The organism is Sorangium sp. So ce406, from assembly GCF_051474675.1.
GTDB lineage: Bacteria > Myxococcota_A > Polyangia > Polyangiales > Polyangiaceae > Sorangium > Sorangium cellulosum_G.
The window spans coordinates 1,615,922-1,637,406 of sequence record NZ_CP150340.1; the positions used below are offsets into that span (position 1 = coordinate 1,615,922).

Here is a 21,485-nt window from a genome sequence, read left to right on the forward strand (position 1 = left end):
CGTACCCCCGGCCGTCGATCCATGCCAGGGTGCGCGCGTGCCCTGGGTTCGCGCATCGCTTCGAGGTCAAACCGTCTATGCCCGCGCGGACGCCGCCGGCGCCCTGACCGTGGAGGAGGGAGGCGGCGTCGAGATCCGCTACAAGCCGCACGACGGCCGCAAGTACAAGGCGCGGCCGGACAACCTGACCATCGCCGATCCGAAGGTGCTGCCGGACGACACCTGCGGCCCCGCCGAGGCGGTCGTGAAGGCGCGCGCCGGCGAGCAGCCCGAAGGGGCAGGGGGCGCAGGCGCCGCGGCGCCGTCCGGGCCGGCGCGCGCGCAGCGCAAGGCCCCGGCGCGGGGGGCGGCGGCCGCCGCGCCCGTGCCGGAGGGGGCCGTCATCGTCTACGCCGACGGCGCGTGCTCGGGGAACCCGGGGCCCGCCGGGCTCGGCGTGGTGATCAACGACGGCGGCCGGCGGATCGAGCTCAGCGAGTACCTCGGCACCGGGACCAACAACATCGCCGAGCTGACGGCCATCCTTCGCGCGCTCGAGGAGGTGGAGCCCGGGCGCCCCATCGTCATCCACACGGACAGCCAGTACTCGATCGGCGTGCTCCAGAAGGGGTGGAAGGCGAAGGCGAACGTCGATCTCGTCGCCTCGCTGCGCGAAGCGCTCGACGCGCGGCGGCCGCGCGCGCGCCTCGTGTACGTGCCCGGGCACGCCGGCGTGCTGCTCAACGAGCGCGCCGACGCGCTCGCCCGCGAGGCAGTCCGCGAGCGCGCGTCGCGGCGGATGGTGTACCCCGGCTCCGGCGGAGCCAGCGAGTAGCCGGCCCGGTCGCCCAGCCTCGTCCCTGGTTGCATGTCCCCGTAGGCTCGCGCCGAGAATACCCTCGCCGCGAGCCGGGCGGCCCGGCGAGACCTCCCGCCGAGCCGCCTGTACACGGGCGGCTCGGCGGGGGCCCCGCGCGGCTCAGGAGAAGCTGTCGATGGCCGCGTTCAGCGTGGCGCTGGGCCGCATCGCGGCGAACGTCTTCTGATCGTCGAAGTGGTAGTAGCCGCCGAGGTCGACGGGCTTACCCTGCGCGCCGATCAGCTCGCCGTCGATCCTGGACTCGTTGTCCGTCAGGGTCTTGGCGAGCTTGCCGAACCTGGCCGCCAGCTCCTTGTCCTCGGTCTGCTTGGCGAGCGACTGAGCCCAGTAGAGCGCGAGGTAGAAGTGGCTGCCGCGGTTGTCGATCTCGCCGACCTTGCGCGCCGGGCTCTTGTTGTTCTCGAGGAACAGCCCGATCGCCGTGTCCAGCGCCCTGGCGAGCACCTTGGCCTTGGCGTTGTTGGTCTTGCTGGCGAGGTCCTCGATCGAGACCTGCAGCGCCAGGAACTCACCGAGCGAGTCCCAGCGCAGGTAGTTCTCTTTCTGCAGCTGCTGGACGTGCTTCGGCGCCGAGCCGCCGGCGCCGGTCTCGTACAGGCCGCCGCCGGCCAGGAGCGGCACGATGGAGAGCATCTTGGCGCTGGTGCCCAGCTCCAGGATCGGGAACAGGTCCGTCAGGTAGTCGCGCAGCACGTTGCCGGTGACGCTGATGGTGTCCTTGCCCTCCTTCATGCGGGTGAGCGTGAACTTCATCGCCTCCACCGGGCTCTTGATCGGGAGCTCCAGGCCCTGGGTGTCGTGCTCGGGCAGGTAGGCCTTGACCTTGGCGATCAGGTTCCTGTCGTGCGCGCGGTTCTCGTCGAGCCAGAACACCGCCGGGGCGCCCGTGGCGCGCGCGCGGGCGACGGCCAGCTTGACCCAGTCCTTGATCGCGATGTCCTTCGTCTGGCAAGCGCGGAAGATGTCGCCCGCCTCGACCTCCTGCTCCAGCAGGGCGTTGCCGGAGGCGTCGACGACGCGCACCGTGCCGCTCTCGGCGATCTTGAAGGTCTTGTCGTGCGAGCCGTACTCCTCCGCGGCCTGCGCCATGAGCCCGACGTTCGGCGAGCTGCCCATCGTGCGCGGGTCGAACGCCCCGTGCTGCTTGTGGAACTCGATCGTGGCCTGGTAGATGCCGGCGTAGGAGCGATCGGGGATCGTGAACTTGGCGTCGTAGAGCTTGCCGTCGGTGCCGTACATCTTGCCGCTGGAGCGGATGGCCGCCGGCATCGAGGCGTCGATGATCACGTCCGAGGGCACGTGGAGGTTGGTGATGCCGCGGTCGGAGTCGACCATGGCCAGCGTCGGGCGTTGCTCGTAGACGGCCTTGATGTCGGCCTCGATCTTCGCCCTCTCGTCTGCCGGCAAGCCCTGGATCTTGGTGTACAGGTCGCCGATGCCGTTGTTCGGGTCGAAGCCGACCTTGGCCAGCGTGGCCGCGTGCTTGTCGAGCGCCGCGGCGTAAAACACGCTGACGGCGTGCCCGAAGAGGATCGGGTCGCTGACCTTCATCATCGTGGCCTTGAGATGCAGGGAGAACAGCACTCCCTGCTTCTTCGCGTCCTCCACCTGCTCGGCGTAGAAGGCGCGCAGCGCCCTGGCGCTCATCACGCTGGCGTCGACGACCTCGCCCGCCTGCACCTTGACGCTCGGCTTGAGCACGGTCGTCTTGCCGCCGGCGACGAGCTCGATCTTCAGCTCCTGCGCCCTGTCCACCACGACCGACTTCTCGCTGCCGTAGAAGTCGCCGCCCGACATGTGCGCGACGTGGCTCTTCGAGTCACGGCTCCACGCGCCCATCGAGTGCGGGTGCTTCCTCGCGTACTCCTTGACGGCGGGCGAGGCGCGACGATCGCTGTTGCCCTCGCGCAGGACGGGGTTCACGGCGCTGCCGAGCACCTTGGCGTAACGCGCCTTGATCGCCTTCTCCTCCTCCGTCTTCGCCTCGGAGGGGTAGTCCGGCACGGCGTAGCCCTGCTGCTGCAGCTCCTTGATGGCGGCCACGAGCTGCGGGATCGAGGCGCTGATGTTGGGCAGCTTGATGATGTTGGCGTTCGGCGTCTTGGCCAGCTCCCCGAGCTCTGCCAGGTGATCGCCGAGCTTCTGGCCGTCCGTCAGGCGCTCCGGGAAGTTGGCGAGGATGCGGCCCGCCAGGGAGATGTCGCGCGTCTCGACCCGGACCCCGGCGGCCTTCGTGAACGCCTCGACGATCGGGAGGAGCGAATAGGTGGCCAAGGCCGGCGCCTCGTCCGTCTTCGTGTAGATGATGGTAGAATGTTGGGTTTCCACTGTTTCCTCGAGGGTTGAACGTGCCCGCCGGCGCGTGGAGAACGGCTGTCCTTGCGTGGGCTCGTGGAATGTTGTCGTTGCGGCCGCTTACCGCGCCGGGATCGCTGCGGCAACAGGCTGGGCAGCGGGCGATGCGGCGCGCCGCGGAGCCACGCGCAAGCGTTGCGCAGGGGAGGTGCGTCGCGCCATGCGCGGGCCGCGCCGGGCCGGAAACGCGTGGAACCGGCCGGGGTCCGGTGGTAGAGGCGCTCGATGCGCGCACCGCTTCGCCTCGCCCTCGCCGGGCTTGTCGCCGCCGCTGGCCTCGTCGCCCCGCTCGCCCACGCGGTCGTGAGCGAGCGGATCGTCGCCGTCGTGGGCGACCGCGCCATCCTGCTCTCGGACCTGCGGCAGCGGGCCCGGCCGTTCCTCCTGCAGATCCAGGCGCGGGTCCCGCCGGGCCCGCAGCAGGCGGCGGCCGAGTCGCAGGTCCTCCGCGAGCTCATCCAGAAGATGGTGGACGAGGAGCTCGAGAGCCTGGCCGCCGAGAAGGCCAATGTCCGCGTGACCTCCGAGGAGATCGAGAACGCCTTCCGGAACATCGCGGCCGCGGAGCAGACGACGGTCGAGGAGCTGTTCCGGCTGGCGCGCACGACGTCGGGGCTCACCGAGCAGGAGTACCGCGACGAGATCCGCCGCCAGCTCCTCGAGGGGAAGATGCTGCAGCTCCGCGTGAAGGGCCGCGTGCGCCTCACCGAGCAGGACGTGCAGTCCGCCTTCGACCGGCTCGTGCGCGAGGAGCGCCGGCGGCGCGAGTACCACCCGGCGTGGATCGTCCTGCGCATCCTGCCCGGCGCGAGCGCCGAGGCGGTCGCGGAGCGCCGCGCGCTCGCCGCGGCGCTCGCCGACCGCGCGCGGCGGGGCGAGGATTTCGCGGCGCTCGCGGGGCAGTTCTCGGACGACTCGGCGACCCGCGACGAGGGGGGCGACCTCGGGGTCCGCGCGCCCCAGGGGACGCAGGCCGCGGTGACCGGCCAGCGCGAGGTGATGGCCCCGGAGCTCGAGGCCGCGCTGATGGCGATCGAGCCCGGCGAGGTGACCGGGCCGATGCGCGCCGGCGACGCGTTCGTGGTCATGAAGCTCCTGAGCCGCCAGCCGTCCCGCTTCACGACGCTGGAGGCCGCTCGCCCGGAGATCTTGCAGCGGCTGCAGGGGGAGATCCTGCAGAAGGCGAAGCAGAAGTGGCTCGACGAGCTGAAGCGCGGGACGCACGTGGAGGTCCGGCTCTGACGCGCGCGGGCGCGGGCGGCCGCGGCGAGGTGGTCGTCCCCGAGTGCACCGCGTGCGGCACCTGCTGCTTCTCGACGCTGCCCGAGTACATCCGGGTCTTCGGGTGCGACCACGATCGCATGGACGATCGCGCCCGTGAGCTCACGCATTTCATCGGCAACCGCTGCTACATGCGGATCGAGGACGGCCGCTGCGCGGCGCTCACGCTCGACGCGGAGCGCGGCCGGTTCCTTTGCTCGATCTACGAGGTGCGGCCCGACTGCTGCCGCGCGCTCGAGCGCGGCAGCGGCGCGTGCCTCGGCGAGCTGCACGAGAAGCGCGAGCGGCCGCTGATCGCGCTCGAGAGGCTCCGCCGCCGCGCCGACGGGGATGTCGGCGCGCGCGGCGACGGCGGCGCGGGGCAGGGCGGCCCCGCGTAGGCGCCGCCCGCCTCGTCCTCAGGGCGAGGCGTCCCTGTCCACCGGCGGTGCGCCCGCGTCGGGCGGGGGGCGATCGATCCGCATGCTCACGTCGAGCGTGACCGTCTGCCCGGCGGAGACGGAGATCGTGCGCTTCTCCTCGGGCGCGTTCGGGTGCCGGAACGTGACGAAGTGTCGCCCGGCCTGGAGCGGGATCGGCCGCGCCATCGGCGTCACGTCGATGAGCTCCCCGTCGACGACGACCTCCGCCCACGGCCGCGCGAGCACCTTCAGGTAGCCGCGCTCCTCCGAGCTCGCGCCGGGCTGCCTCGCCTCGGCGCTGGGCGGCCCGACCGCCTCGTGCTGGCGCAGGCCGAGCTCGATGAGCGCGCCGCCCGCGAGGATCAGCGCGAAGATGCCGGCCAGCCGGCCCACGTCGGGCGCGATCGACGGCGCGTGGCGCCGCTCGGCGGGCGGGCGGACGGACGGCGTGGCCTGGGGCGGCAGCTCGTCCCCGCCGAGCTTCGCCGCCGCGAGCGCCCTCGTGATGAGCGCGCGCGGCGTCGGGTGGCCGCGCTCGGCGAGCTCCTCGGCGAGGGCGTCGGCGACAGCGCGGCCGTTCTCGTAGCGCTGCTCCGGCTCCTTCTCGAGGCACCGGAGCACCACCCGCTCCAGGCCGCGCGACACGTCGGGCACGAGCGCCCGGAGCGGCTGCGGCGGCGCGCTGCGGATGCGGAGCGCGACGGCCCTGCCCTCGGCCCACCGGTCGTCCTCGCGCGGCGCGATGGACGTGCGCGACGCGCGCGGCGCGGCGCTCCCTTCCGCCGGCTCGGCCTTCGGCTCGTCGAACGGGCGCGCGCCGGTGAGCATCTCGAACAGGACCACGCCGAGCGTGAACACGTCCGCCTGCGGGCCCGTGTCGGCCCCGAGGATCTGCTCCGGCGCCATGTAGTCGGGCCGCGCGAACGTGTCGCTCCCCTCGAACGGCTCGGGCAGCGACGGCAGCCGCCCGTCGAACGCCGCCGCGAACTCGAGGATCTTCACGCCGCCCGCGGGCGTGATGACCACGCGCTCGGGGCGCAGCTCGCGGTGCACCACGCCCCGCTCGTGCGCGTGCCCGAGGCCGCGCGCGATCTCCAGCGCGATGGCCGCCGCCGCGCCCTCGTCGAGGCGCCCCGCCCGCGCGCACAGCGCGGCGAGCGTCGGCCCGGAGAGCGGCTCCAGCACGAGCCAGATCCGGTCCTCGTCGCGCTGGAAGTCGTGGATGTCGATGATGTTCGGGTGCCGGATGCGCGCGAGGATCTTCGCCTCGCGCTCCAGGCCGGCCGCGAACGCGCTCGCGGCGGACACCGTGGGCTTCAGCGTCTTGATCAGCGCCGCCCGGCCGAGCTCGGCGTGCTCGGCCCGGTACGTCACGGTGAGCGCCCGCGCCGAGACGGCCTCGCGCAGGATGTACGGGCCGAGCTGCCTCTCCGCCGTGCTCACTTACCGCTGTCGAACGCGGAGCGAGCGCCCCGTCATCGCCGCGGGCTGCGGGATGCCGAGGATCTCGAGCATCGTCGGCGCCACGTCGCAGATGCGCCCGCCCGACCGGAGCGCGACGCCCTGGTCGTGCTGGTTCAGGTAATAGAACGGCACCGGGTTCAGCGTGTGGGCCGTGTGGGGGTTGCCGTGCTCGTCCTTCATCTGCTCGCAGTTGCCGTGGTCCGCGGTGATCATGAGCGCGCCGCCCGCCTCGCGCACGGCGTCCGCGATGTCCCCGAGCCCCTTGTCGACCGCCTCGACGGCGTGGATGGCGGCCTCGAGGATGCCCGTGTGCCCGACCATGTCCGGGTTCGCGAAGTTCACCAGGATGAAGTCGTATTTCCCGCTCTTGATCGCGGCGACGACCTCGCTCGCGACGCCGGCCGCGCTCATCTCGGGCTTCTTGTCGTAGGTGGCGACGTCGCGCGGCGAGGGCACGAGCTTCCTGTCCTCGCCCTGGAACGTCTCCTCGCGCCCGCCGTTGAAGAAGTACGTGACGTGCGCGTACTTCTCGGTCTCCGCGCACCGGAGCTGCGTGAGCCCGGCGCGGGCGATCACCTCGGGGAACGACTCGGTGATCTCGTCCTTGGGGAACGCGATCGGCAGCTTCAGCGCCGCGTCGTACTCGGTCATGCAGCTGTAGCAGTGCTCCTGGAAGGCGTGGACCGGCTTGCCGCGATCGCTGAGGAACTCCAGGACCTCGGGCGGCAGGTTCTGCCGCGTGAGCATCGCCGAGATCTCGCGCATGCGGTCGGGCCTGAAGTTGACGGCGAGGCCGACCTCCTCCCCCCACCACTCCCACTTCGGCTCCTTCGAGGCGAAGTCGGCCATGAAGTCGCCCTTGATGCCGGTGTAGTCGCCGATGCGGACGGGCTCGACGAACTCGTCCGTCTTGCCGAGCGCGTACGACTGCTGGATGGCCTCGAACGGCGTGTCGGCCCGCGGCGCGTCGCCGCGCACGATCGCCGAGTAGGCCTTCATCACGCGGTCCCAGCGCTTGTCGCGGTCCATGGCGTAGTAGCGGCCCGAGATGGTGCCGATGACGCCGACGCCCTCGAGCTCCTGCTGGACCCGCTCGACGTAGCCCCACGCGCTCTTCGGCGGCGTGTCGCGCCCGTCGAGGAACGCGTGCACGACGACCGGGACCTCGTGGAACTTCGCGAGCTTGAACAGCGCGGAGAAGTGCTCGAGCGACGAGTGCACGCCGCCGTCCGACACGAGCCCGAACAGGTGCACCCGGCACTTGCGGTCCTGCGCGATGCGGAACGTCCTGTCGATGATCGGGTTCGAGCCGAGCTTGTTCTCGGCGATCGCGACGTCGATGCGCGAGATGTCCATCAGCGCGATCCGGCCCGCGCCGAAGTTCAGGTGGCCGACCTCGCTGTTGCCCATCTGCCCCACCGGGAGGCCGACGTCTGGGCCGCTCGTCCCGATCAACGTCTTCTGGGCGTCGCGCTTGATCGCGTCGAGGTGCGGCATCGTCGCGAGGGCGATCGCGTTCTGGTCCTTTTCTTCGCGCTCGCCGAATCCGTCGAGGATACAGAGGACGAGCGGGCGGGGGCGTTGACTGGGAGAAGGTGCGGCTTCGCTCATGGCGGCGGAATCTACAACGAAGCCGCGGCGATCGGGGGGGTCGCTCCGGGAATTTCGACCCCCTCGGGGGCCCGCGCGGCGGCGGGGGCTGTCCCGTGTCCGCCGCCTCCCTTACGATGGAAGGCGCCGCAAGGGAGGACCTCGATGACCCAGGCCCCGCCGTTCCACCTCGCCTTCCCCGTCTCGGACCTCGAGGCGACCCGCCGCTTCTACGCCGGGGTGCTGGGCTGCCGCGTCGGGCGGGAGGCCGCCCGGTGGATCGACTTCGACTTCTTCGGCCACCAGATCTCGGCGCACCTCGTCGATGAGGCCGGCGCCGTCCTCCCCACCAACCCGGTCGACGGCAAGGACGTGCCGGTGCGCCACTTCGGCGCCATCCTCGAGTGGCACGCCTGGCACGCGCTGGTGGAGCGGCTGCGCGGGCTCGCGGTGCAGTTCCTGATCGAGCCGCACATCCGGTTCGTCGGCGAGCCGGGCGAGCAGGCGACGCTCTTCGTCGTCGACCCCAGCGGTCATGCGCTGGAGTTCAAATCGTTCAGGGACATGGGACAGATCTTCGCGACGTGAGCCGCCCTGTACGGCGTGCGTGCTAACATCCGACCATGTCCGACTGCGCTCGTCGCGCTACCTACCAGGATGTTCTTGACACCCCGCCGAACCAGGTGGCCGAGATCCTGAACGGCGTCCTCCACGCGACCCCGCGGCCGTCGCTGTCCTGCCGCAACGTCACGTCGGTCCTCGCCGGCGAGCTCTACCTGCCGTTTCGCCGGGGCATCAAGGGGCCGGGGCGGTGGGCGCTCCTCGTCGAGCCCGAGCTGCACCTCGGCACGGATCCGGACATCGTGATCCCCGACATCGCGGCGTGGCGCCGCGACCGGATGCCGCAGATCCCGATGCGGAACGCGGCCATCTTCCTCGCGCCCGACTGGGTGTGCGAGGTGATCTCGCCGTCCACCGAGGCGCTCGATCGTCGCGACAAGATGGAAATTTACGCGCGCGAGCACGTGGCGCACTACTGGCTCATCGATCCGCGGCTCCGGCTCCTCGAGGTCTACCGCGCCGAGGCCGGGCGGTTCGCGCGCGCGGGGGCGTGGGAGGGCGACGTCACCGTGCGCGCGGCGCCGTTCGACGCGGTGGAGATCGAGCTCGGCGTGCTCTGGCAGGAGTAGCGCGGGAACATCGCGGGAGCCGGGCGAGATAAGCTGGCGGCGTGCACGTCTCCTCGGCCTGCCCGCTCCGCGTCGCGTACCTCGTCTGGCAGCCCCGCCCCGAGGCCGCGGCGCTCACCGTGGTCTGCAAGGCGACCTTCACGCTCGAGCCGGGGCTCTCGCGCCTCGCGCCCTCGCAGGAGCCGACGTGGGAGAAGGACGTCCGCTGGGACGACGACCCGCGGGCGAGCCTCCGCGCAGCGAGCGATCTCGCGCCGTTCAAGCGCCGCGTGGACGTGCTCGTGGCCGGGCACGCCCACGCGCCCCACGGGGGCCGCGTGACCTCGCTCGTGACGCGGCTCGCGGTCGGCTCCATCGACAAGCGGATCGAGGTGCACGGGCACCGCGCGTGGACGGCGAACGGGCAGATCACGGCGGCCACGCCGTTCGCGAGGATGTCGCTCCGGTGGGAGCGCGCGGCGAGCGGGCCCGATCGGTGGAACCCGGCGGGCATTCCGCCGAACGCGCCGCCCGACGCGCGCGGGCTCCGGCCTGCGCCGAGCCTGCTGCCGCCGGGCACGGAGCTCCGCAGCCCGGCGGATCCGCTGCCGCCCGTCGGCTTCGGGCCGGTCGCGCCGTCGTGGCCCGAGCGGACCGCGAAGCTGCGCCGGCACGCCGCGACGTTCGGGCACGACGCCTGGGCGGAGCGGCCGCTGCCGGACGACATCGACACCGGCTACTTCAACGCGGCGCCGCCGGACCAGCAGCTCGATCAGCTCCCGGCGGGCGAGCGGATCGTCCTCACCCACCTGCACCCGCGGCACCCGGAGCTCGCGACCGTGCTGGAGGCGGTGATCCCGCACGCGGCGCTGCTCCACGGCGACGCGGGGCCGCAGGAGATGCGCCTGCGCTGCGACACGCTGTGGATCGACGCGGATCGCGGGATCTGCACGCTGACGTGGCGGGGGGCGGTGCCGCTGCGGCACCTGGCGGAGGACGTCACGGTGGTGGTGACCGCGGAGCGGCCGCAGGCGGCGCAGGACGTGGCGGACACGCTGCTGCCGCAGGGCGCGCTCGCGGCGCGCGCCGCCGTGTCGGCGCTGGCCGACACCGCCGCGCCGGAGGTGGAGCCGAGGGGCGGCGCCGCCGCGGGGGAGCCGGAGACGACGCTCGCCCCGATGCTGCGCGCGGCGGGGCCCTCGGACGCGCTGCCGTTCGTGGCGCCCGCCGCGCTGCCCTTCGCGCCGGCGACCCGGGGCGCCGAGGCGCGCAGGCCGCCTGGGCAGCCGGGATCCGAGGGCGCGGGCCGGCTGCCGTCGGCGACCCCGCCGTCGGCGGTCCCGCCGGCGGCCGCGGGCCCTTCCGAGCGGCCGCAGCGCGCCGGGGCGGGCGGCCGCGGCGACGGAGGCGAGGGGCCGGAGACCGCGGCGCCGGACGCCCTGGCGTCCGACACGCTGCCCTCGGGCCTGGCGCGGACGCCCGCGGCGCCGCTGCCGTTTCAGGCGGCGCCCGCGCGCGCCACGCCGGCTCCACCGCCGTTCCTGGGGCAGCTGCTGACGAAGCCGGCGGCCAAGGCGGCCCCGGATCGCGTCGAGGCTGCGCGCGCCGAGGCTGCGCGCGCCGAAGCGCCGCGCGCCGACGCCCCGCCTTCGCCCGAGCCGGCGGTGCGGCCGGAGGACGTCACGGTGGAGCGCTTCGCGGCGATCTCCGCCGAGATCGCCGAGCAGCGCGCGCCGCGCGCGGACGTGCTGCGCGCGCACGGGCTGAGCGAGCGCGCCTGGGCCCCCGTGGAGCGCCACGTCCGCGCCCTGCTGGACAAGGACGCGCGCGCCGGCGGCAAGCTGCGCGCGGCGCACGACGCGGCCTACGTCGCGGCGGTCGAGACGTTCCGCGGTCCGATCGGCCTCCCGGAGTACGCGCGCATCGCCGTGGGGCTCGAGCGCGGGATGGCCGGCGAGGTCCTCGACGCGCTCGCGATCCAGCGGGCGGCGCTGATGCCCATCGTGCGGGTGTGGACGAAGAGGGCCGCGGGCCAGATGGCGCTCTCCGCGGAGCTGATGGCGCTGATGGACAAGCTGCGGGCCGAGTGAGCGCGGCGCTCAGCGCGCGTTGCGCGGCGAGCGGTCGTCCGGCTCTCCCGGCGCGGCGCCCTCGCCGGCGCCGAGCGCGGAGGGGTGCCCGGGACCGCCGGCGAGCGCCTGCCGCGCGCGGAACTCCTCCCAGGAGAGCGGCATCGGCGGATCCTCGGAGTTGAGCCGCACCCGCTCGCCGACGATGTCGACGTCGTCGTTGGCCCGGATCTCCACGCCGCCGGGAGACGCCTCGAGCATCACCTCGCGGGCCGTGGTGCGCGCGCTCCTGCCGGCCTCGCGCACGGCGCTCCCGCGCACCCGCTCGTGCAGGCTCCCGCCCACCTCGACGGCCGCGTCCTGCGCGGCCTGGATCCGCAGCGTGTCGCACGAGAGCGAGAGCGTCTTCGCGGCCGCGATCTCCAGCGACGCGCCCGAGAGCGACAGCACCGGCCCCTCGTCGGTCAGCCGGATCGACACGAGGAGCTGCCCCGCCGCGGCGCGGATCTGGATCCGCTCCTCGGCGCCCTCCTCGGCGATCTCGATGGAGCGCCCGGAGGCGAGGGGCACCACCCGGGCGGGCGCCGCGAGCGCCGCGGCGGGCGCAGGCGCGAGGGCAGCAGCGGCGGCCTGCGGCGGGGGATCCTGCGGTGGCAGAGGGTCGGGCGCGTCCGGCACGGACGCAGGGTAGCGCAGGGACGGGCGCCGCGCGCGGTCGGCCGCCGAGGCGCGCCGCTCGAGCGCCGGGGCGCGCCGGTTGCGCCGCCGGGGCGCGCCGGTCCTCGCCCTTGCGCGCGCGCGAGGGCAGGGATACCCGTCGAACGCGAGCCTGCAAGGAGCCCGATGAGCGCAGTGGAGGCCTCCCCGCGTGTGACCCAGACCGTGCGGTGCGCGAAGAGCCACGACGGCAGGCTGTGGATGGTCTGCGTGGCCAAGCGCACGTACTCCTTCGCGGGCGGCCGGGTGACGCTCGCGGACGAGCAGGCGCCGGTCGTCTTCGAGCCCGACATCGAGACCGATCCGCACGACCGCTACCGGGCGCTGCGGGACGACATGGACCTGTTCCCGCCGAAGCCGGCCACCGACGTGGTGGTGACGGGCCGGGCGCACGCGCCGGGCAAGGTGCGCGAGCTGATGGTCGGCGTGGCGGTGGGCCGGAGCGCGCGCGTGCTGCGCGTGCTCGGCGAGCGCCGGGTGGAGGTGACGCTCGAGGGGCAGGTGCGCTTCCCGGACCCGGCGCCGTTCGAGAGCGCGCCGCTGTCGTGGGAGCTGGCCTACGGGGGCTACGACGCGTACGCGCACGACGAGCTCGATCCGCCGCTCCGGCGCAACGGGCGGCGGGTGGAGCCGTCGCCGCGCGAGGAGGGCGTCTTCGCGTACCCGCGGAACAAGATCGGGCGCGGCTACTTCCTCGACGTGGACCGGGACCGGGCGGACGGCGAGCTCCTGCCGCAGATCGAGGACCCGGGGGACCCGCTCACCGCGCCGCGCTTCTTCGTGCAGGCGCCGAAGGCCTGGCTGGACGCGCCGGCCTCGGGCGGGCTCGGCTGGGTGGCGCACACGTGGTACCCGCGGATCATGCGGGGGCTCGGCGCGTTCCTGGAGCACGACCCACCGGCGAAGCCGATCCGGGAGATGGCGTTCGCGGACGGGGAGGACCTCGGGGGGCCGTTCCGGAAGAACGAGGTGCTGCCGCGGTTCGCGCAGGGCGCGGCGCCGGGGCTGGCGACGGAGCGGCTGCGGGGGGACGAGCTCGTCATCCTGAAGTACCTGGTGCAGGGGCAGCCGGAGGTGCAGTTCGCGCTGCCGGGGGAGGCGCCGGGGATGACGGTGCGGCCGCCGGGGTCGCCGAAGATCTTCACGCCGGAGCCGGTGCTGCAGACGGTGCGGATCGACGCGGAGAAGCGGACGGCGTCGCTGACCTGGTGCGGCGCGGTGCGGCTCGTGGCGCCGCTCGCGGAGGAGCAGCTCGAGGAGACGAAGCTCGGGGTGACGTGGGGGCGGTGATCAACCGGCCATCGGGTAGGCGATCCCCTCGATTCGCAGGGTCGCCGGGCTGATCTGCAACGTCGACACGCTGTCGATGGCATAGGCCGGAGCGATCAGCTCCTCGATCCGATGGGGGAGCAGGGTGTCGAGCACCTCCTGGATCAAGTACGTCGACAGGACGCGCGCCAGGAGCCGCTCGTCGAGGCGCAACAGCTCCTCCTGCGATGGCCAGTGGAGCGCCTGGAGCGCGCGGACCTCCTCCGAATCGGCATCGTAGGGGAGGTCCTCGATGAGCTCCTCCCGGAGCTGATCGAACTGGCCCCGGATCGCCGCGAGGAATCCGTCGGTCTCGGCCTCGATCCGGCAAGCGTGCGCCGGGAGACCGGGGCAGCCCTGGCCGAAGTTCATCGGCCGGCGGGTGAGCGACCTCGGGTCCGCGGGGTGTCCATCCACGTAGCACCGAAGCTTCATGGGACCTTCTCCAGCATCAGCACGTGATCCTGCCGTCCACGACGCGGCCGTCGGGATGATAGGCGATGTACCCGGACGGGACGAACCGCTCTCCGACCCGGCCCGGGTCCGAGCGGACGCCCTCTCGCATGAAGAACTCCTCCGGGCTCTCGATGACGGGGATGTTGTTTGTCGCGTTCCCCGGGACGATGCGCGTTGTCTCGATGCTCAGCGGGCCCAGCTCGTTGGCCTTGTCGATCACCTTGCCTGCCTGCGCCTTGGAGAGCCCGCCGAAGCCGACGTCAAGGTCGCTGTCCGGCCTGAAATTGCCGCGGATCCTGCTCCCGCCGAAGACCGCGGACGAGTTGCGCTTGAAGGATTCGGTCATGATCAAGCGCGCCTGCTCTTCCGTGAGCCCAGGAATGTTCTTCACGGCGTGATCGATCTGCTCGGGGGTCGGATTCAGCCCCAGCGTGTCGACAGCCCAGGTCGGCGCCGCGTTGAAGCCGAACTGGTCACCTCCGCCGGCGAGGCCCAGCGGATCCGGGCTGCACCACCTTCCCACCTCCGGGTCGAAGTACCGGAACCTCGTGAGGCAAAGCCCCGTCTCGTCGTCCGCATACTGACCCTGGAGGCGGAACGGCGACGCCACCGCGCGGCCGGTCGAGCGCTCGCGCCCCGTACCGATGAACGCCTCGGTCTCGCGGCCCCAGGCCGAGTGCGACGCCGACCAGGCCACGCGCCCGCTCGCGTCGAGCAGCTCCTTGGGCACGCCGACGTGATCGTTGAGGTAACTGAACACCTCCCCCTGCTCCGCCTGGAGCAGCGGAACGAACGTCCCCGGAGCATGAACGAAGCAGCGGGAGCCATGCTGGCTGTCGATGTCCGCCGCGAGCACGTCCCCATCCCACAGGAAGCGGACCTCGCGCCGGAGGTCGCCGTGGGCGTCGAAGAGCTCCTTCCGCGTCCGTCGCCCGAAGGCGTCGTAGGTGAAGACGACCCGCTCGCCGGAGGGCAGCCGCACCTCGCGCAAGCGATCACGGCAGTCCCATGCATACTCGGTCCGCCTGGATTCCGGCCCATCTCCCGGCTCCACCTTGGCGATCCGCCGCCCCCGCCTGTCGTAGGCGTACCGCGCCTGGGCGGTGTGAAGGAGCCGGTCCCCCGGCGCGATCTCCCAGGCTGCGGCCTGCGCGTCGGGCGCGCTCTGCTCGAGGCCCTCCAGCATCATCGACACCGCGCCGGCGGCGTCGTACTCGAAGACCTCGCGGTGTGATCCACGCCGGGCCTCGACGAGCTGCCCGATCTCATCATGGCTGTAGGACGTCGCTCCCCAGCGGCCGTCCTCCACGCGGCTGACACGGCCCAGGAGGTCGTACTGCCAGCGTCGCTGCACCGCTGCCGTGGGCGCGCCTCCTCCGGGCGCGCGGACATCGACGCGCTGCTCGACGATGCGATCCATCGCGTCGTACTCGCTCCGGATCGAGAAGCGCCCCTCCGCGTCCCCCCGCGCCCTCTCCCGACCGAGCGCGTCTCGCTCGACGGCGAGCCCATGGCCGTCGTGCTCCACGCGGACGAGATCGTTCAGCGTGTTGTACGCATACCGCGTCGTCGCCCCGCCGGGCATGACGCGCCGTGTGCGGCGCCCGCGCGCGTCGTACCCGTAGCGCAGCGTCCCGCCGCCCTGCGTCTCCGACACGACCAGCCCGAGCGCGTCTCGCTCGAAGCGCGTCGCGACGCGCTCTCCGCCGTGCTCCACCGCCGCGCCGAGCAGCCGCCCGGTGGCGTCGCGATCGAACAGGATCGACCCGTCCGTCCCGTCCTCTCGGACGACGTTGCCGAGCGGATCGTGAGAGAACGACCGGAAGCTCCCGTCCGGGTAGTCGATCCGGGCGAGGCGCCCGCCGGCCGAGTAGCGGTATCCGAGCACGCGCCCGTCGAAGGTCCTCTCCTCCGTCACCCTCCCTGCGGTGTCGTACGCGAACTCGTAGGCTTCCTGTCTCGGGTTCGTGATACGCTGGAGCTTCTCCCGCGCGGTGTACTTGAACGACCACGCGCGCCCGTCGGGCTGCTTGAACCGGGTGATCACGCCCGTCCCGGCGTGCTCCATCTCCGTGGTTTGCCCCGCGGCGTCGACGACGCGGCGCACGTTGCCGAGCGCGTCGTAGGCCGTCTGCGTCGCGGTTCCATCGGGATGCTGCACGCCCAGCGGCCGGCCGAGGCGATCATAGGTCACCCTGGTCGTCCTGCCGATCGCGTCCGTCCGCGAGACGGCGCGTCCCAGCCGATCGTGGCCGTACACCGTCCTCGCGCCGCGCGCGTCGATCTCCTCGACGACCCGGTGCCTGCCGTCGACCACGAACGACGTGAGCTCCCCCTCATCGCCCCGGATCGCGCGCAGGTGGCCGCGCTCATCGTAGCTCAGCGAATAGCGCTGCTTCGATGGATACACGACGCCGGTCAGCGAGCCGCTGGCGTCATGCTCGTACGCCGTCGCGAGCCCGTCCGGGCCGACGCGCAGGGCCGGTACATCGCCGTCGTACTCCCACTGGGTCACATTCCCGGCCGCATCGATCTCCCGGACCTTGTTGCCCCTCGCGTCGTATTCGTACCTCGTCGTCTCGCCGGCCCCGTTCGCCTCGGCGGTGACGTACTGATCGCCATCGACCTCGCACGTCCTGAGGACGATCCCGTCCGGCGTCTCCTCGCGCACGACGATCCCGTCCTCGTTCCAGCGCAGGACCCGCGGCTCCTCGTTGCCGGTCAACCAGGTGATCCGCTTCTCCAGGTCGACCCGGAGCTCGACCGTGTGCAGGCCGCCGTCGCCCCAGGTCCTCTTGCACCAGCCGGTATCGGGGTCATAGGCGTAATGGAAGCTCACGCCGTTCTTCAGCGTGGTTTCCACCATCCGGTGGTCATCGTCGTAGCCGTACTGCTCGGCGTGCCCCAGCGCGTCCGCCGCGCTCGAGAGCTCGCCCATCTTCGTATAGGCGTAGTCGACCCACTGCTCGAGGATGCCCTCGGCCCAGACCTCGAGGCGCGCGATGCGGCCGCCGTGGGTCGCCTTGACGCGGACCTCGCGGCCTGCCGTGTCGACGACGCGGTGGAGCCGCTCTCCTGTGTACTCCAGCGTGATCTCGTTGCCGTGGGGGTCCGTGATCGAGCGGAGCAGCGCTCTGCCCGGCGGCGTGACCGGCGCATAGTGGCGCGTGAGGCGCGATGCATGGCTGTAGACCGAGAAGCCGCCGCCCTGCTCTGCGCGCAGCGTCAGCCGGTCCGGCCGGTGAAATGCGCTCTCCCCGGCGCCGACGCGGGGAAAGTAGATGTCGCGCCCCTGCTCGTCCCGGAGCGTGATCCCCTCCTCATCCGACACGACCCATTGCTCGAGGCTGTGCACCCACCCGCCGCGCCCCAGCGACGTCCGCTCGAGCGCGCGGGCGGATGAATAATGACGCTCCCAGACCAGCGGGATCGCGCCGGGCAGCGAGATGTCCACCTTGCTGTCGACGACGGCCCCCGAGGTGGCGTCGACCGGGTGTCCGGTGAAGAAGCATTTCGCGTTCTTCAGCGCCGACGCCGCCTTGCCCTTGAGCGCCCGCGCCCCCTTCGCCAGGGCCTTCCCGGCCCTCCCCATCTGCTTCGTCGCCGCCCGGAGCCCCTTGCCGACGAGGTCCTTCGCCTTCTTGAAGAGCGGCTTCAGCACCTTGCCGCCGAGCTTCAGCAGCAGCCCGCCCGCGAGCTTGGCCGCCCCCTCGAAGAGCAGGTCGAGCACCAGATCGATCGCCAGCGTCACCGCGCCCATCGCGAAGTCGCCGAAGGTCGGCGTCGTCTGCACCGTCCCCGGGTTGAGCACCAGCGAGCTCGGCCACCTGCCGATGTCCCAGCAGTCCGCGTTCAGCGAGATGGGCCCGCCGATCACGCAGCAGGTCGCCTTCTCCCCGCAGATCTCCACCGCGCCCCGCGGCAGCCAGCACTTCTGCGAGCCGAAGAGGATGTGCAGCGGCGTCAGCGCGTCCAGCGGATCGGGGACGATCCCGAGGTGCGGCCAGAGGAACTTGGGCTCGTGCTGGTGCGTCACCGAGGGCACGCCGTTGAAGAGCACCGTCGGCTGCTGCCTGTCCCCCAGCGTGAACGGGTGAAGCAGCACGAGCTTCAAGAACTTCATCGGCGCGGGCGGGAAGATGTGGAACCCCTGGTGCATCTCGAGGCCCACGAGCAACCAGCCGTTGATGTCGTGGAAGTTGTGCGCCACGTCCGCTCCTCCTCACCCGACCGGGAAGCTCTCGGGCGCCTCGCTCATTCGACCGGGAAGCCCTCGGTCGCCTCGAGCCGCGCCCGCCGGCGCTCGAACTGCACCAGGCCGTAGCTCACGCTCGCCCGCCAGAGCAGCCGCACCTCGGCGGCCTCGGCGTCGATGTCGACCGCGTCGAGCGCCGGCAAGAGCCGCTCGGAGGAGCCGCCCACGGTCACCGTCACCGCCACGGGCGGCGGCGGCGCCTCGAAGATGAGCGCCTCCCCGCCGGGCCGCATCCCGCCGAGCGCGATGCGCGTGCCGGGCGCGATCGCGTCGAACGTCGTCCGCGGCGCCGCCCTGCTCGCGAGCTTGCTCGCGCCGCCGGGGTCGAACTGCTGGTCGTGCCACACGTGCACCGCGCGCAGGCCGCCCCAGAGCGGGTAGGGCGCTAAGCAGACCGGCTCGGGCCGGTCGTCCCAGCGCCGGATGAGCTGCTCCGGGTGCTCCAGCTGCGGGAGCGGCTGATCGACCGCGCGCGCCGCGTCGACAGCGAACCCCTTGCCCTCGAAGTTGTGGGGGTACCCGCTCTCGTGCTCCGGCACGAACGCCTCGCCCCCGCCCTCGTCGTCGTCGAGCCGCACCACCCGCGCCGGCTCCTTCACGACGCCGCCGAAGGCGTTCCGCCAGCTCATCTCGACCCGGTCGAACGGGAGCGGCGCGCTCGGCGCGAGCCCGCCGGCGAGCGAGCGCTGCCAGACCCGATGACCGTACGCCACGATCCCCGCGTCGCGCTCGCCGACCCGCAGGACCGCCGTGGCCTCGCGGGCGCGCGCCTCTCTCGGGTACACGAAGCCCGTCGCGCACACCGAGGCGACGCTCTTCTGGAGCATCCCGTCGTGCGGGTACGGCAGCTCCGGGTCGAGCAGGAGCGGCCGCTGCGCGGCCGCCAGGGCGAGCCGACCGCGCGCGATCCGGTAGGTGATCGCGGCCAGGAAGATCGCCGTCACCCGGTCGTCCTGCTCCGCGTTCGGGATCATCGCCGCGGGCAGGGGCGTGTCGTTCGAGAAGCGCATCGCGGCCGTCAGTTCAGCTTGATGACCCCCGCCGTCACCTGGACCATGCCGCCCCCGTCCATCTCGATCGGCGAGCCGTTCACGGTGACCTTCCCGCCCTTGATCGCGATCTCGCCGTCCTCGATGACCACCTGGCCGCCCTTGATCAGGATCTGGCCGCCCTTCAGCTCCAGCGTCGACCCGTTCACCTGGAAGAGCGAGGTGTCGACCGTCATGGTGCTCGACGCGTTCACGGCGAGGGTCGTCGACTTGAGCGCCTGCACCCCGTCGGCCTTGATCTCCTGCGACGGCGCTTCGATCTTCTGGCTGGCCGAGGACTTCAGCCCCTGAGGCCCGGTCGCCGCCACGGTCTGCTCCCCGCCGACGTTGATCTTCTGGCTCGCGGCGACGCTCAGGTCGTGGGTCGCCAGGTACGCCGTCGTCTGCGCCCCGGTCACGGCGACGTCCTGGGTGCCGGTGACCGTGAGCTTGTCGTTGCCGGTGACGTCGCCCGTGCGGTTCCCGGTGACCTTCTCGTCCTGGTTGCCGGTGATGCTCGCGCTCTGGTTGCCGGTCACGGTGAGGGTCTGGTTCGCCGCGACGCTGAGCGTCTGGTTGGCGCCGATGGTGACGTTCTGGTTGGCGCCCACCGTGGTCGACTCGTTGGCGCCGATGATCTCCGAGTTGTTCCCGCCGACCATGGTGCTCCGGTTCGCGCCGGTCGACTCGTTGCGGTTGCTCCCCACGGAAGATCCGCTGTTCGACGCGACCTGCTCGCTCCGGTCGTTGCCGACCTCGCTGTTCCAGTTCATCGGCGTGTGCAGCAGGATCTGCTGGCTGCCGGCGGTGTCGTCGAAGCGCAGCTCGTTGTGGGTGCCGCCGCCGGGGCTCGTCATCGTCTTGAAGGTGCTCACGGTCGGCGCGCCGCCCGGCGGGCGGTTCTGGCCGTTGTAGACGCGGCCCACCACGATCGGCCGGTCCGGATCGCCCTCCTCGAAGTCGACGATCGCCTCCACGCCGACCCGCGGGTGGAACACCGCGCCCTCGCCGACCCCGGCGAACACCTGGTTCACGCGCACCCAGCACGACGACGGCTCCTTCGCGAGCCGCTCGCCGTCCTTGTCCCAGTGGAACTTGACGCGCACGCAGCCGATCTCCGCGCCGGGCGGGCCGCCCACGTGGATCTCGGCGCCCTGCGCGGTCGGCTCCGCGGTGACGAACGCCGTCTGCGTGCCCTGCACGCGCGGCTTCGGCGTCACGCGCGCGGGCCGGAACCGCGACTCGGCGACGCTCCCGTTCTTGCCGCGGCGCGCGCACTCGAACCGCGCCGTGAACGGCACGCCCTGCAGCGCGAAGCGCGCCGCGAGCTCCGGCGGCAGCGCGCCCTGCTGCTCGCCGCGCGACTCCACGCGCGTCACCAGGTACTCGCCGTCGTACCGCGACGCCGGGTGATCCAGCGCGAAAACGCTCCCCGCGCCGAGCACCCGCGCCGTGCCCTCGCCGACCGCGTAGCTCGCCTCCACGCTCAGCCGATCGAGCTTCGCCTGGGCGAGCGGCCGCCCCTGGTCGGGCGTGTCGGGGTAGCGCCCCGGGTACTCGTGGTCGACGAGGTCCTCGCCGTCCGGCTGGCCCGACGTGGACACGGCCATGTCGAGCGCGGGCTTCTTCCAGTTGTAGTCGACCAGCGACACCTTCCTCGGGCGGAGGCGCGCCCCGAGCTTCATCGTCGCGATCTCGCGGCCGAGCACCCCCGGGCCGAGCGGCGCGAACGGGGCGAGGCGCGCCCGGCCGCCGTCCGTGTCGGCGAGGACGAGGAGGCACGCCCCGTCGCCGTGCTCGAAGTGGTAGCTGATGCCCTCCTCCTCGAGCAGCCGCGAGACGAACGCGAGGTCGCTCTCGTTGTACTGCACGCAGTAGGGCCGCGTGGCCACGTCGTCGATGCGCGTGGGGTCCGTCACGCGCCACGCGTAGATCTCCCGCGCCGGCTGGAAGGTGAGCGCGTCGCCCGCGTCGGGCTGGGCCGTGGCGCCGTCGTCGCGGCGCAGCGACGGGTCGCCCTGGAGCACGGCGTCGATGATCTGGCGCGTCGTCTTCTCGAGGAAGATCCGGCAGCGGGTGCGGTGCATCGACCGCGCGAGCGGCGGCGAGAGCACGACGCGGTAGAGCATGCCGTCGTAGATCGGCCCGATCTCCTCCGCCTCGGTGATGATCCCGTGCACCGCGCGGTAGGCCGGCTCGGAGCGCGTTGTCACGCGCAGGGTCGCCCGGGTCCCGATGAGCTCTTCCGGGTCCACCCCGGGGGCCGGCTCGTGGGCGACCAGCACCAGCTCGTAGCGGTAGAGGCTCGAGATCGCCTCGCTGCCCCGGAGCTCGACGACCTGCAGGTGTCGCCAGGGCCCGGCCCCCTCCGAGGCGCCCTCCCATGCGAAGGCGAAGTCGACGTCGCTCACGGTGCCATTCTCCCGGTCAAGTTGGGTTCAGCGTACCCTGTCCGGCAGCCGGCTGGAACCGTGCGGGGTCGGGCGCTCGCGCCGACCTGGCCTGGAGCGCGTGCGTCGCGGTCTATTGCGGC

15 protein-coding genes are annotated in these 21,485 nt (G+C 72.5%); 7 read left to right on the forward strand and 8 right to left on the reverse strand.

Annotated elements, in window-relative coordinates:
* The first annotated feature begins 37 nt into the window (after positions 1-37).
* Positions 38-814: a ribonuclease HI gene (locus WME96_RS05910; RefSeq protein ID WP_437289192.1), complete on the forward strand. Its 777-nt coding sequence runs from the start codon at positions 38-40 to the stop codon at positions 812-814.
* 144 nt (positions 815-958) lie between these two features.
* Here WME96_RS05910 and WME96_RS05915 read toward each other — a convergent pair whose 3' ends face one another.
* Complete coding sequence (locus WME96_RS05915) at positions 959-3,187, reverse strand: NADP-dependent isocitrate dehydrogenase (RefSeq protein WP_437289193.1); 2,229 nt, start codon at positions 3,185-3,187, stop codon at positions 959-961.
* A gap of 252 nt (positions 3,188-3,439) precedes the next feature.
* Here WME96_RS05915 and WME96_RS05920 point away from each other — a divergent pair, with 252 nt between their 5' ends.
* Positions 3,440-4,456 (forward strand): peptidylprolyl isomerase, encoded by a 1,017-nt coding sequence (locus tag WME96_RS05920; RefSeq protein ID WP_437289194.1) that lies wholly within the window; start codon positions 3,440-3,442, stop codon positions 4,454-4,456.
* A 29-nt stretch (positions 4,457-4,485) separates the two neighbouring features.
* The gene (locus WME96_RS05925; protein ID WP_437289195.1) at positions 4,486-4,875 is read left to right on the forward strand and encodes a YkgJ family cysteine cluster protein; all 390 of its coding nucleotides are present in this window, start codon (positions 4,486-4,488) and stop codon (positions 4,873-4,875) included.
* Between the two features lie 18 nt (positions 4,876-4,893).
* On the opposite strand, the gene WME96_RS05930 is transcribed toward WME96_RS05925, so the two are convergent.
* Together WME96_RS05930 and gpmI are read right to left on the reverse strand one after the other, a co-directional pair.
* Positions 4,894-6,339 carry a serine/threonine-protein kinase gene (locus WME96_RS05930; protein WP_437289196.1) on the reverse strand — a complete coding sequence of 482 codons (1,446 nt, stop codon included), beginning with the start codon at positions 6,337-6,339 and terminating at the stop codon, positions 4,894-4,896.
* Positions 6,340-7,971, reverse strand: coding sequence for a 2,3-bisphosphoglycerate-independent phosphoglycerate mutase (gene gpmI / locus WME96_RS05935; RefSeq protein ID WP_437289197.1), 1,632 nt, complete (start codon positions 7,969-7,971; stop codon positions 6,340-6,342).
* Between the two features lie 144 nt (positions 7,972-8,115).
* On the opposite strand from gpmI, the gene WME96_RS05940 reads away from it, so the two are divergent.
* From WME96_RS05940 to WME96_RS05950, 3 genes are read left to right on the forward strand one after another with little or no spacing between them, the layout of a single operon-like run.
* Positions 8,116-8,538 (forward strand): VOC family protein, encoded by a 423-nt coding sequence (locus WME96_RS05940; protein ID WP_437289198.1) that lies wholly within the window; start codon positions 8,116-8,118, stop codon positions 8,536-8,538.
* Positions 8,539-8,573: 35 nt separating this feature from the next.
* Entirely contained in the window at positions 8,574-9,140 is a 567-nt protein-coding gene (locus WME96_RS05945) for a Uma2 family endonuclease (protein WP_437289199.1), read from the forward strand.
* Between the two features lie 41 nt (positions 9,141-9,181).
* Positions 9,182-11,209: a DUF2169 domain-containing protein gene (locus WME96_RS05950; RefSeq protein ID WP_437289200.1), complete on the forward strand. Its 2,028-nt coding sequence runs from the start codon at positions 9,182-9,184 to the stop codon at positions 11,207-11,209.
* 9 nt (positions 11,210-11,218) lie between these two features.
* Here the strand turns inward: WME96_RS05950 and WME96_RS05955 are convergent, their stop codons facing one another.
* Complete coding sequence (locus WME96_RS05955; protein ID WP_437289201.1) at positions 11,219-11,866, reverse strand: hypothetical protein; 648 nt, start codon at positions 11,864-11,866, stop codon at positions 11,219-11,221.
* Between the two features lie 165 nt (positions 11,867-12,031).
* Here WME96_RS05955 and WME96_RS05960 point away from each other — a divergent pair, with 165 nt between their 5' ends.
* Positions 12,032-13,195, forward strand: a complete 1,164-nt coding sequence (locus WME96_RS05960) for a DUF2169 domain-containing protein (protein WP_437289202.1) — start codon at positions 12,032-12,034, stop codon at positions 13,193-13,195.
* Here the strand turns inward: WME96_RS05960 and WME96_RS05965 are convergent, their stop codons facing one another.
* From WME96_RS05965 to WME96_RS05980, 4 genes are read right to left on the reverse strand one after another with little or no spacing between them, the layout of a single operon-like run.
* Positions 13,196-13,648: a hypothetical protein gene (locus WME96_RS05965; RefSeq protein ID WP_437289203.1), complete on the reverse strand. Its 453-nt coding sequence runs from the start codon at positions 13,646-13,648 to the stop codon at positions 13,196-13,198.
* Positions 13,649-13,664: 16 nt separating this feature from the next.
* Positions 13,665-17,879, reverse strand: coding sequence for a DUF6531 domain-containing protein (locus WME96_RS05970; protein WP_437289204.1), 4,215 nt, complete (start codon positions 17,877-17,879; stop codon positions 13,665-13,667).
* A gap of 44 nt (positions 17,880-17,923) precedes the next feature.
* Positions 17,924-18,934, reverse strand: a complete 1,011-nt coding sequence (locus WME96_RS05975) for a DUF2169 domain-containing protein (protein ID WP_437289205.1) — start codon at positions 18,932-18,934, stop codon at positions 17,924-17,926.
* A gap of 8 nt (positions 18,935-18,942) precedes the next feature.
* Positions 18,943-21,363 carry a type VI secretion system Vgr family protein gene (locus WME96_RS05980; RefSeq protein WP_437289206.1) on the reverse strand — a complete coding sequence of 807 codons (2,421 nt, stop codon included), beginning with the start codon at positions 21,361-21,363 and terminating at the stop codon, positions 18,943-18,945.
* Positions 21,364-21,485 lie beyond the last annotated feature (122 nt).

Excerpts from the sequence above, each read along its gene's own strand:
- WME96_RS05920 (WP_437289194.1), top strand. The coding sequence starts at position 3,440 with ATGCGCGCACCGCTTCGCCTCGCCCTCGCCGGGCTTGTCGCCGCCGCT.
- gpmI (WP_437289197.1), bottom strand. The coding sequence starts at position 7,971 with ATGAGCGAAGCCGCACCTTCTCCCAGTCAACGCCCCCGCCCGCTCGTC.
- WME96_RS05940 (WP_437289198.1), top strand. The coding sequence starts at position 8,116 with ATGACCCAGGCCCCGCCGTTCCACCTCGCCTTCCCCGTCTCGGACCTC.
- WME96_RS05960 (WP_437289202.1), top strand. The coding sequence starts at position 12,032 with ATGAGCGCAGTGGAGGCCTCCCCGCGTGTGACCCAGACCGTGCGGTGC.
- WME96_RS05975 (WP_437289205.1), bottom strand. The coding sequence starts at position 18,934 with ATGCGCTTCTCGAACGACACGCCCCTGCCCGCGGCGATGATCCCGAAC.
- WME96_RS05965 (WP_437289203.1), bottom strand. The coding sequence starts at position 13,648 with ATGAAGCTTCGGTGCTACGTGGATGGACACCCCGCGGACCCGAGGTCG.
- WME96_RS05945 (WP_437289199.1), top strand. The coding sequence starts at position 8,574 with ATGTCCGACTGCGCTCGTCGCGCTACCTACCAGGATGTTCTTGACACC.